At 72.3% G+C, this 11540-nt stretch carries 8 protein-coding genes; 6 read left to right on the top strand and 2 right to left on the bottom strand.

Annotated features, from left to right (window positions below):
• Window positions 1–51 precede the first annotated feature (51 nt).
• From ACIRR9_RS42755 to ACIRR9_RS42735, 5 genes are all read left to right on the top strand, one after another.
• Entirely contained in the window at window positions 52–528 is a 477-nt protein-coding gene (locus ACIRR9_RS42755; RefSeq protein ID WP_384555511.1) for an Lrp/AsnC family transcriptional regulator, read from the top strand.
• A 15-nt stretch (window positions 529–543) separates the two neighbouring features.
• Window positions 544–1233, top strand: a complete 690-nt coding sequence (locus tag ACIRR9_RS42750) for an HAD family hydrolase (RefSeq protein ID WP_403764007.1) — start codon at window positions 544–546, stop codon at window positions 1231–1233.
• 75 nt (window positions 1234–1308) lie between these two features.
• Window positions 1309–4410, top strand: a complete 3102-nt coding sequence (locus ACIRR9_RS42745; protein ID WP_403764005.1) for a carboxyl transferase domain-containing protein — start codon at window positions 1309–1311, stop codon at window positions 4408–4410.
• Between the two features lie 159 nt (window positions 4411–4569).
• Window positions 4570–7368: a beta-L-arabinofuranosidase domain-containing protein gene (locus ACIRR9_RS42740; protein ID WP_403764003.1), complete on the top strand. Its 2799-nt coding sequence runs from the start codon at window positions 4570–4572 to the stop codon at window positions 7366–7368.
• 178 nt (window positions 7369–7546) lie between these two features.
• Window positions 7547–8986 carry an MFS transporter gene (locus ACIRR9_RS42735; RefSeq protein WP_403764001.1) on the top strand — a complete coding sequence of 480 codons (1440 nt, stop codon included), beginning with the start codon at window positions 7547–7549 and terminating at the stop codon, window positions 8984–8986.
• Between the two features lie 18 nt (window positions 8987–9004).
• Here ACIRR9_RS42735 and ACIRR9_RS42730 read toward each other — a convergent pair whose 3' ends face one another.
• Together ACIRR9_RS42730 and ACIRR9_RS42725 are read right to left on the bottom strand one after the other, a co-directional pair.
• Window positions 9005–10036: a methyltransferase gene (locus ACIRR9_RS42730; RefSeq protein ID WP_403763999.1), complete on the bottom strand. Its 1032-nt coding sequence runs from the start codon at window positions 10034–10036 to the stop codon at window positions 9005–9007.
• A gap of 126 nt (window positions 10037–10162) precedes the next feature.
• Window positions 10163–10951 (bottom strand): LysR family substrate-binding domain-containing protein, encoded by a 789-nt coding sequence (locus ACIRR9_RS42725; protein ID WP_403763997.1) that lies wholly within the window; start codon window positions 10949–10951, stop codon window positions 10163–10165.
• A 155-nt stretch (window positions 10952–11106) separates the two neighbouring features.
• Here ACIRR9_RS42725 and ACIRR9_RS42720 point away from each other — a divergent pair, with 155 nt between their 5' ends.
• On the top strand, window positions 11107–11499 hold the full coding sequence (locus tag ACIRR9_RS42720) for a DUF5997 family protein (RefSeq protein ID WP_403763995.1): 393 nt from the start codon (window positions 11107–11109) through the stop codon (window positions 11497–11499).
• Window positions 11500–11540 lie beyond the last annotated feature (41 nt).

Here is an 11540-nt window from a genome sequence, read left to right as displayed (position 1 = left end):
TGGACCAGGTCGGACGGACAGCTCCCTGAGCCATTGGTACAGTCGTTCGCCATGACCGTGGACGAGCTCGACACCCGCATCCTGCGGTTGCTGCTGGAGCAGCCGCGTACCAGCGTGCGCGAGTACGCCCGGGTGCTCGGGGTCGCCCGGGGCACGTTGCAGGCGCGCCTGGACCGGCTGGAGCGGGACGGTGTGATCACCGGCTCCGGCCCCTCCCTCTCCCCCGCCGCGCTCGGCCACCCGGTGCTGGCCTTCGTGCACATCGAGGTCACCCAGGGCCATCTGGACGACGTCGGGGACGCGCTGGCCGCCGTACCGGAGATCGTGGAGGCGTTCTCGATCACGGGCGGCGGGGATCTGCTGACGCGGGTGGTGGCGCGGGACAACGCGCACCTGGAGGACGTGATCCAGAAGCTGATCAGTCTGCCGGGCGTGGTGCGCACCCGCACAGAGGTGGCGCTGCGCGAGCGCGTCCCGCACCGGCTGCTGCCGCTGGTGGAGTCGGTCGGCCGGGCGGCACGCGGGTGACGGCATGCTGGTCCCATGAGTGATCTCGGTAGTCTCTCGGTCATCTTCGATCTCGACGGAACGCTCGTGGACAGCGAGCCGAACTACTACGAGGCCACCCGGCAGACCCTGGCCGCGCACGGTGTCCCGGACTACACATGGGCGGAGCACGAGCGCTTCGTCGGCATCAGCACGCTGGAGACCTTGGCCCTGTTCCGGGAGCGGTACGGACTCCGGCCCCCGGTGGCGGAGTTGCTCGCGGAGACCAACCGGCACTATCTGGAGCTGGCCCGGACCCGCACGCCTGCGTATCCGGAGATGCGGAAGCTCGTGGAGTTGCTGACGGCCGAGGGCGTGCCCATGGCGGTGGCCTCCGGCTCCTCCCCCGAGGCGATCGCGGCGATCCTGTCGGGTACGGGGCTGGACGCGCAGCTGCGGACGGTGGTCTCGGCCGATGAGGTGCCGCGCGGCAAGCCGGCGCCGGACGTCTTCCTGGAGGCGGCCCGCCGTCTCGGGTCCGCCCCGGCCGACTGTGTGGTTCTGGAGGACGCAGCCCCGGGCGCGGCCGCCGCGCACGCCGCCGGGATGCGCTGCATCGCGATCCCGTACGTCGCAGCGCAGGCCGGCGCTCCCGAGTTCGCCGACGCCGACCTGCTTCTGCGGGGCGGCCAGCCGGAGTTCACGGCGCAGATGGCGTTCGACTGGCTCCTCCGATCGGTCCGGTGACCGCATTGACGTCGGTGCCGGGGGCGATGAGCATGGCCGGGCCGGTTGTCGACGTCCGTGACCTGGAGGGTTTTCGTGGGTGCTGCCGCCGTGCTGGTCGCCAACCGTGGCGAGATCGCCGTGCGTGTGCTGCGGGCCGCGGCGGAGGCCGGGCTGCGTACGGTCGCGGTGTACGTCGAGGGTGACGGCGGGCACACACAACTGGCCGACGAGGCAGTGCCGTTGGACGGTTACCTGGACGGTGACGCGCTGCTCGCCGCGGCACGGAGCGCGGGGTGCGACTTCCTCCACCCCGGCTACGGCTTTCTGAGCGAGGACGCGGATTTCGCCCGTCGGTGCGCGGCGGCCGGGGTCGTCTTCGTGGGCCCCTCGCCGGAGGTGCTGGCGGTCTTCGGGGACAAGGCACGGGCCCGAGAACTGGCCGCCGGGGCGGGGGTTCCGGTGCTCGCCGGTGCCGACGGCCCTGACGGGGCACGCGAGTTGCTGGCGGACGGGCCCGTGATGGTCAAGGCGGTCGGTGGGGGCGGCGGTCGCGGGCTGCGGGTCGTACGGCGGGCCGAGGAGCTGGACGAGGCGTGGGAGCGGTGCCGTTCGGAGGTGCAGCAGGGCTTCGGAGGCGGCGAGTTGTACGCGGAGCGGCTGCTGGAAGGGGCCCGGCACATCGAGGTGCAGGTCGTCGGGGACGCCACCGGCGCCGTCACACACCTGTGGGACCGGGACTGCAGCGCGCAACGGCGCCACCAGAAGCTGGTCGAGATCGCTCCGGCCCCGGACCTCCCGGAGCCGGTGCGGGAGCGGCTCCTGGACTGCGCACTGCGGCTGGCCCGTGCGGTCCGCTGCTCCAGTCTGGTCACCTTCGAATTCCTGGTCAGGGAGCAGGAGTTCTGGTTCATCGAGGCGAATCCCCGGATCCAGGTGGAGCACACGGTCACCGAGGAGGTGACCGGACTCGACCTGGTCGGTGTGCAGTTGCGGCTCGCGGCCGGGGAGACGCTGGCCGGCCTCGGGCTGTCGGAGGCTCCGGCCCGGCCACGCGGGTTCGCCGTGCAGGCCCGGGTGAATGCCGACGGGGCGGGGCGGATCACCCGCTTCGACGTGCCGACCGGGCCGGGGGTGCGGGTCGACACGGCGGTCCGGTCCGGGGCCGAGGTCGGCCTGGCGTACGACCCCTTGCTGGCCAAGGTGGTCGCACATGTCCCGCACGGCGATGTCGAGGCGGCCTGTGCGCGGGCGCGGCGGGCGCTGGGCGAGTTCGGCGTGGAGGGGGTGCGGACGGGGATCCCGCTGCTGAGGGAGGTGCTCGCCCGGCCCCGCTTCTGGGCGCACACCGGCGTGGTGGCCGAGCTCGCGCAGAACTTCACGGGCGTGGCCGCCCCGTCCCTGGAGGGCTCCGTCGTCGCACCACTGGGCGGCACCGTCGTCTCGGTCGACGTGTCGGACGGTGAACCGGTGCGCGCCGGGCAGCAGTTGCTGGTGCTGGAGGCGATGAAGATGGAGCACGTGGTGCGCGCGCCCGGCTCCGGAGTGGTGCGGACGCTGCATGTTCGGGTGGGCGAAACCGTCACCGAGGGCTCGCCGTTGGCCACCCTGGACGAGTTGACCGGCGCGGACGCGGCCGCTCCCGCCGAGCAGGAGTCCGATCCGGATGCCGTCCGCGACGACCTCGCCGAGATGGTGCGGCGCCACGCCTTCGGGCTGGACGAGAACCGGCCCGAGGCCGTGGCCAAGCGGCACACGCTGGGGCGGCGGACCGCCCGGGAGAACATCGCGGACCTGTGCGACAGCGGGTCCTTCACCGAGTTCGGCGCCCTCGCGATCGCCGCCCGGCGCAGCAGGCGTTCCCTGGACGACCTGATCCGCTCCACGCCGGCGGACGGCATGGTCACCGGCACCGGGCGGGTGAACGGCCGGCCGTGCGTGGTGATGTCGTACGACTACACGGTGCTGGCCGGAACGCAGGGGCTGCAGAACCACCGCAAGGCCGACCGGCTGCTGGAGCTGGCCGGGGAACGGCGGCTGCCCGTGGTGCTGTTCACGGAAGGGGGCGGGGGCCGGCCCGGGGACACGGACACCACGGCCGTGGCGGGGCTGGATGTGGCCACCTTCCAGCGGATGGGGCGGCTCAGCGGCACGGTTCCGCTGGTCGGCATCGTCTCGGGGCGGTGCTTCGCGGGGAACGCGGCGCTGCTGGGCTGCTGTGACGTGGTGATCGCCACTCCCGACGCGACCATCGGGATGGGCGGGCCGGCGATGATCGAGGGCGGCGGGCTGGGGGTGTTCCGGCCCGAGGAGGTGGGGCCGCTCTCGGTGCAGGTACCGAACGGGGTCGTGGACCTGGTGGCCGCGGACGAGGCGGAGGCCGTGCGGCTGGCGCGGCGCTATCTGTCGTACTTCCAGGCAGAGCTGGGCAGTTGGGAGGCGCCGGACCAGCGGCTGCTGCGCCGGGTGGTGCCGGAGAACCGGCGGCGGGCGTACGACATGCGGGCGGCGGTCGCGGGGCTCGCGGACACGGACTCGGTGCTGGAGCTGCGGCCGGAGTTCGGGGTCGGTGTCCTCACCTGTCTGGTGCGGGTCGAGGGGCGGCCGCTCGGCCTGCTGGCGAGCAACCCAATGCATCTGGGCGGGGCGATCGACCGGGACGCGGCCGACAAGGCGGCGCGTTTCCTGCAGTTGTGCGACGCGTTCGGGCTGCCGGTCGTCTCGCTGTGCGACACCCCGGGCTTCATGGTCGGCCCGGACGCCGAACGGACGGCCACCGTACGGCACTTCGCGAGGCTGTTCGTGACGGGTGCCAATCTGCGGGTGCCGTTGGTGGGTCTGGTGCTGCGCAAGGCGTACGGGCTGGGGGCGATGGCCATGCTGGGCGGCTCCACGCGGGCTCCGCTGGCCACGGCCGCCTGGCCGAGCGGGGAGTTCGGCGGGATGGGGCTGGAGGGGGCCGTCCGGCTCGGTCACCGCAGGGAGTTGGAGGCGATCGCGGACCCGGCCGAGCGAGCCCGCGTCTTCGAGGAGCGGGTCGCCGAGTTGTACGAACGCGGGAAGGCCGTCAACACGGCGGCCGCACTGGAGATCGACGCGGTGCTCGACCCGGCCGGGTCGCGGGCCTGGATCCTGGCTGCGCTGGAGGGCTGCCCGCTTCCGCAGCCGGGGCATCGCCCGTTCGTCGACACCTGGTGAGCGGGGCTCTTCGCCGAGTCGGCCGGCCGTCGTCCGGGTCCGCCGCTCCATAACCGTTGACCCCCACCCGCGTCCTCCTTATCGTCTGGTCGACTATCCGCACGCCGTTCGGGTTTTCGAACGGCGGATGCATGCGACCGGCACCTTGGAGGAGCACCCATGGCATCGCCCCTCTCCCGACGAACTCTTCTGCAGGCAGCGGCCGTTGCAGCAGCCTCACCAGCGTTTTCGTACCCGGCTTCCGCGCGCCCGGCCTCGGCCGTCCGGACCGCGGTCCCCGCCGCCTGGAGCGTGGTGCCCTTCGCGCTCGACGAGGTGGCGCTGCGGCCGGGTGTCTTCGCCGACAAGCGGCAGCTGATGCTGGACCATGCCCGTGGCTACGACGAGAACCGGCTGCTGCAGGTGTTCCGGGCCAACGCGGGCCTCGACACGGGCGGTGCGGTGGCGCCCGGCGGCTGGGAGGGGCTGGACGGGGAGGCCAACGGCAATCTGCGCGGGCACTACACCGGGCACTTCCTGACCATGCTCGCGCAGGCGTACGCGAGCACCGGCGAGGAGGTGTTCGGGGCGAAGATCCGCACCGTGGTGGAGGCGTTGGACGAGGTCCGCGAGGCCCTGCGCCACGAGCCCTCCGCACTGAGCGTCGCCGGGGTCCTCGACGGGCGGGCCGTCGAGAACGAGCGGGGGTCGTACCGGTACGTCGAGTTGCCCGCCGATGTACTCGGCGGCGCTTCCGCCGTCACCCTGTCCGCCTGGGTGAAACCCACCCACCAGGACACCTGGGCCCGGGTGTTCGACTTCGGGAACGACACCACCCGCTATCTGTACCTCGTCGCACGGAACGCGAGCGGGGTGCCCCGTTTCGCGATCACCACCGGCGGGGCGGGTGCCGAGCAGGGGCTGAACGGCACCACGGCACTGCCCCTCGACCAGTGGAGCCACCTCGCGGTGACCGTCGCGGACGGCACCGGCACGCTGTACGTCAACGGCACGGCCGTGGCCCGGAATGCGGCCATGTCCCTCACCCCGGCCGCCCTCGGCACCCTCGCCCACCACTGGCTCGGCCGTTCCCACTACGCCGCCGACCCCGTCTTCGCGGGCGCCTTCGGCGGGTTCGACGTGTGGTCGCGGGCGCTGGGTGCCGACGAGATCGCGGAGCTGCAGAACGTGCGGGCGAGCGGCGACCTCGTGTCGTACGCCTTCGAGGAGACATCGGGATCGGGTTTCGCGGACACCTCGGGGCGCGGCCTCGACGCGGTCCTGCGCCGCACCTGGGGCGGCCCCAGCCACCCCGGGTTCCTCGCGGCCTATCCGGAGACGCAGTTCATCCTGCTGGAGTCGATGACCGGCAGCGACTACACGAAGGTGTGGGCTCCGTACTACACCGCGCACAAGATCCTCCGGGGGCTGCTGGACGCCCACACCGCGACCGGCGACGAGCGGGCGCTCGACCTCGCCTCCGGCATGGGCGACTGGATGTACTCCCGGCTGTCCGTGCTGCCCGCCGCCACCCTCCAGCGGATGTGGGGGATCTTCTCCAGCGGTGAGTTCGGCGGGATCGTCGAGGCGGTCTGCGACCTGCACGAGCTCACCGGCAAGGCCGAACATCTCGCGCTGGCCCGGCTGTTCGACCTCGACAGCCTCATCGACGCCTGCGCCGCGAACACCGACACGCTGGACGGCCTGCACGCCAACCAGCACATCCCGGTCTTCACCGGTCTGGTCCGGCTGTACGACGCGACCGGCGAGGAGCGTTACCTCACCGCGGCGAGGAACTTCTGGGGCATGGTCGTACCGCATCGCATGTACGGCATCGGCGGCACCAGTACGACCGAGTTCTGGAAGGCGCGGGACGTGATCGCGGGGACCATCAGCGCGACCACGGCGGAGAGTTGCTGCGCGTACAACATGCTGAAGCTGAGCCGGGCGCTGTTCTTCCACGAGCAGGATCCGGCGTACCTGGACTACTACGAGCGGGCGTTGTACAACCAGGTGCTCGGCTCCAAGCAGGACCGGGCCGATGCCGAGAAGCCGCTCGTCACGTACTTCATCGGGCTGACGCCCGGGCATGTGCGGGACTACACACCCAAGCAGGGCACGACCTGTTGCGAGGGCACGGGCATGGAGTCCGCCACCAAGTACCAGGACTCGGTGTACTGCGCGGCGGCCGACGGCAGCGCCCTGTACGTCAACCTGTACAGCCCGTCCACGCTGACCTGGGCCGAGAAGGGGGTCACGGTCAGCCAGACCACCGGTTATCCCCGGGAGCAGGGCAGCACGCTCACGGTGGGCGGGAGTGGCCGGCCCGTCTCCTTCGAACTACGGTTGCGGGTGCCCGCGTGGGCGACGGCCGGCTTCCGGGTGACGGTCAACGGGCGGGCGGTGAAGGGGACTCCGGTGCCGGGGAGCTACTTCGCCGTGTCCCGGACGTGGCGGCCCGGGGACAGCGTGCGGGTGTCGGTTCCGTTCCGGCTGCGGGTCGAGAAGGCCCTCGACGATCCGTCGGTGCAGGCTCTGTTCTACGGCCCGGTCAATCTGGTCGGCCGCAACGCGGCCACGGAGTACCTGGAGTTGGGGCTGTACCGCAATGCCGGGCTCTCCGGGGACCTGCTTCCGTCCCTGACCCCGGTGGCCGGCACCCCGCTCCATTTCACCCTGGACGGCACCGAGTTCGCCCCTTTCTACGAAGGCACCGAGGACCCGGCCCACGCGTACTTCCGGCGCTCCGAACCGACGGTGGTGTTCGGCGGCCTGGACTCGCAGGTGGCCAACCCGGTCAGGTCCGGCGGCGACTCGCTCTTGGACGAGGTGTGGGCCGGGGCGCCGTTCCACGGCAAGAGGGCACTGGTGGCGCGGGTGCGGTCGGTGGTGGACGCCTGGGTGACGGACGGGCTGCTGGGCGAGGCGGACGCCGACCGGATCGTGGCCACGGCGCGGGAGGCGTCGTACGCGCGCTGACACAGCGCCCCGACACCGCACGCCAGCACCGCGGGCCGACACCGTGGCGCCGACACCGTTGCTCGTCGCCACGGGTCGGCCGCCGGGCGGAAGCCGGCAGGCACCCGGAAGGAGCAGTGGGCCAGCCGTTCGCTCCGCCGGTCGTGCGATGACCGGAATGACTGCATAGCGTGGCCGTATGACCACGACCTGGGCAAAGCCGCAGCAGCCGGCCGCCGACGAACGGCGGTGGCCGGCCCTCGGGGTCTGTCTCGCGGCCGGTTTCATCTCGCTGCTCGACACCTCGATCGTGAACGTGGCGCTGCCCTCGATGGAGCGCGGGCTCGGCACCACGGAGGCGGCCCAGTCCTGGATCGTCTCCGGGTACGCCCTGACCTTCGGACTGGCGCTCGTCCCGGCCGGCCGGCTCGGAGACATGCGCGGGCGGCGCCAGGCGTTCCTGATCGGCCTCGCCGTGTTCACACTGGCCTCGGCGGCCTGCGGGCTCGCGGCCAGCCCCGACCTGCTGGTGGCGTTCCGGCTGATCCAGGGCGCGGCGGCGGGCATGGTCGCGCCGCAGACCTCGGGGCTGATCCAGCAGATGTTCCAGGGCGCCGAACGGGCCAAGGCCTTCGGTCTGCTCGGCAGTGTCATCGGGGTCTCCACGGCGGTGGGCCCGCTGGCGGGCGGTCTGATCATCGACGGGGTCGGTACCGACGACGGCTGGCGCTGGGTGTTCTTCGTCAACCTGCCCATCGGGGTGGCCGCGTTCGTCGCCGGACTGCGGCTGCTGCCCAGGTTCCCCGAGTCGGCGGGCAGACGGGAGCAGTTCGACCCGATCGGCGTGCTGCTCCTCGGCGCCGGCGTGCTCGCGCTCATGCTGCCGCTCGTGCAGGAGCAGCAGTGGACCGGTCGGCAGAAGTGGGCGCTGCTGCCGGTGGGCGCGGTGCTGCTGGGACTGTTCTGGACCTGGGAGCGACGGCAGGGGCGGCTCGGCCGGGCACCCCTGATCGATCTGAACCTGTTCTCGCTGCGGTCCTTCACACTCGGCGCGCTGATCAGCTTCAGCTACTTCGCGGGCTTCACCACGGTCTTCTTCGTCCTCGCCCTGTACCTGCAGAACGCGGCGGGATACAGCGCCCTGGCCGCCGGTGTCACCGTGCTGCCCTTCGCCACCGCCTCGGCGGTCGGCGCCGCGCTCGGCGGCCGGCTGGTGGTGCGCCACGGGCGCACGCTCGTCGTCATCGGGCTCAGCGGGGTGGCACTGGGGCTGATCGGGATCATCGCGGTGGTACAGCTGGTGCCGTCGGACAGCATCGGCTGGGCCGCCGCGGTGCCGATGATCGTCGGTGGGATCGGCTCCGGCATCACCGTCTCCCCCAACACGACGCTCACGCTCACCCGGGTCCCGGTGCAGCGGGCCGGCGCGGCCGGCGGAGTACTGCAGACCGGCCAGCGCGTCGGCTCGGCGGCCGGGATCGCCGTGGTGGGCTCGGTGTACTTCGCCCACCTCGCACACCACGGCCCGGCCGGCGAGGCGCTCCAGCTCGGCCTGCTCACATCCGTCGGATTCATCCTGGTGGCGCTGGGCCTGGCGGTCGCCGATCTGCAGGAACGGACGACCGAGCCGGAGGACTGAGCCCGGCCGGGCCCGGAGCTAGGCGGCCACCGCCTCCACCACCGAGAGCACGGTCGGGGTCGGCACGATCCGGGACAGCTTCAGACCGGCGGCCTCGAACAGCGCGGCGAACTCCGGCTCGGTGCGTTCCCGGCCCACCAGGGCCGCCATCAGCAGCAGGTCCAGCATCTTGGCCTGATGGGGTGTGTTGCCCGGCGGGACCACCGCGTCGACGACCATGATCCGCCCGCCCGGCGCGAGTGCGGCACGGCAGCGGTCGAGGAGGGTCACGCACTGGTCGTCCTCCCAGTCGTGCAGGATCCGCTTGAGCACGAGGACGTCACCCTCCGGTACTGCGGTGAAGAAGTCGCCGGACTCGATGCTCCAGCGGCCGGCGATCCCGGGCGTGTCCAGCAGGTGGCCGGCCAGGACATGCGGCTGGTCGAGCAGGACGCCGTGCAGACCGGGGTGGTGGCCGAGGACCGCCAGCAGGAAGCCGCCGTGCCCGCCGCCCACGTCGACGACCGTCCCGGTGGCCGGGAACTCGCAGGCGGCGGCGATGGGCTCGTTCTCCGCGTCGGACATCGCGGCCATACCGGTGTGGAAGACGTCGGCGGTGTCCTCGTCCTGCGCGAAGTACTCGAAGAACGGCAGCCCGAAGAGGTGCTCGAACGCCGACGTGCCCTCGCTCACGCAGCGGCTCAGGTCCGCGACGGGCAGCCACATGCTGCGGTCGGTGTTCATCAGGACGGCGGAACGCGCCGAACAGGGCGCGTCGCTGCGCAGGGTGTCCCCGACGGAGGTGAGCCGGAAGCGGCCGCCGGCGTCCTCCTCGAAGATGCCGCGGGTGGCCAGCAGCCGGAGCACCCGGTAGAGGCTCCGCGCGTCGGTGCGGGTGGCCTCGGCCAGTTCGGCCGCGGTGCGGGGCCCGCCGGCCAGGTGGTCGGCCACGCCGACGACCGCGGCGACGCGCAGGGCTGCCGGGAACAGGTAGCCGAGCGATTCGTTGACGAGGAACGCGGACGACGTACGGGGGTCGACGGCTTCGTCCGGGGCTGCTTCAGGGCTCACGGGCGCCTCCAGCGGTGGATGTCCGGGATGTCCGGAGGCATCGTGACATCGCACGGGCCCGAGTTCGGGGAGGTGATCAGGGCGTGTGGGAGCAGATCGGGAGCGGATGCGGGGCCCTGCGGGGCGTCACGACCGGCGGCGGGGCTTTCCGCGCTTGGCGGGCTTCGCCGTCTTGGCGGACTTGGCGGACTTCGCGCCGGTGGTGCGGGCGCCGGCGGTACGCCCGGCCGACGCCGCCTTGGCGGCCGCGGGCTTCTGCACCCGTTTGGGCTTGTCCTGCGACGCCGGGGACGCCTGTGCCGGCTGACGGCCGCGGGTGCTGTTGACCGTGCGGCCGCGGACGATGCCGATGAGGTCCTCGACCAGGTCCGTGGTGGCCTCCTCGGGCCAGGACAGGGCGACGGTCGACTCGGGGGCGTCGGTGAGCGGGCGGTAGGTGAGGTCCCGGCGGTGGTACAGGCGGGCCAGGGACTGCGGGACGACCAGGAGGCCGACGCCGGCGGCGACCAGCTCCACCGCGTCCTCGGTGGTGGCCGGGCGCTCGAAGGCGGGCTCGCCGGGCGGCGCGTCCCAGTCCAGGACGTCGTCGAGGGGGTGGAAGAGCACCTCGTCGGCGAGGTCGGCGACGGTGACCTCCTCGGCCGCCGTGATCACGTGGTCCTTGGGTACGACGACCACCGTGGTCTCGCTGTAGAGGGGGATCGCGCTGAAGAACGTACGGTCCACCGGGAGCCGTACGAAACCGGCGTCAGCGTCGCCCGCGCGCAGCATGTCGGACACCTCGGCGGGCGGGACCTGGTGGAGCGTGAGGGGGATGTCGGGCAGGCGCTCGTTCCAGATCCTTACCCATTTGGCGGGCGTCACGCCGGGAACGTACGCGAGCCGGAACGACGGTGTTTCCTCCGAGCCTGTCACCAGGCCAGGTTAACCGGCCGCGGACGGCTGCCCCGCATCGGCCGCGGTGGGCGGCCCGTCACCGGCGGTGGTCGGCGGCCCGTCACCGGCCTTCGTCGGCCGCCCGTCACCGGCCGTGGTCGGGGCTTCTGCGCTCGGCCGATACCCTTGACCTCATGAGTTCGCACCAGACCGCCCAGACGATGAAGCCCGCGACCGCGGCGAGGAAGCTGGGCGTGTACCTGCCCGCCACGCCCGCATCCTTCCAGGAGGGCGTCGTCTCGCGCGCCGAGCTGAACGAGCTCCAGGCAAACCCGCCGGAGTGGCTGCGCGAGCTGCGGGAGAACGGTCCGCACCCCCGTCCGGTGGTCGCGGCCAAGCTCGGCGTGTCCATCGCGGGGCTGGCGCGCGGCGGGGTGACGGAGCCGCTCACCACCGAGCAGATCGAGGAGCTCAGGCGCGAGCAGCCCGAGTGGCTGGAGAAGGAGCGCACCACACAGGCCGAGGTCCGCAAGGAGGGCGCACGGCTGAAGAACCTGAAGCGGGAGAAGGAGTCGGAGCAGGGCTGACGGCTCGCCCGATCCTCTTACGGCCCCGGTCCGGACGTTCT

This window comes from Streptomyces sp. NPDC101234 (assembly GCF_044767525.1).
Classification (GTDB): Bacteria; Actinomycetota; Actinomycetes; order Streptomycetales; family Streptomycetaceae; genus Streptomyces; species Streptomyces sasae.
The sequence above is the reverse complement of the archived record's forward strand: the minus strand, read 5'-3'. Positions and strand labels throughout refer to the sequence as shown.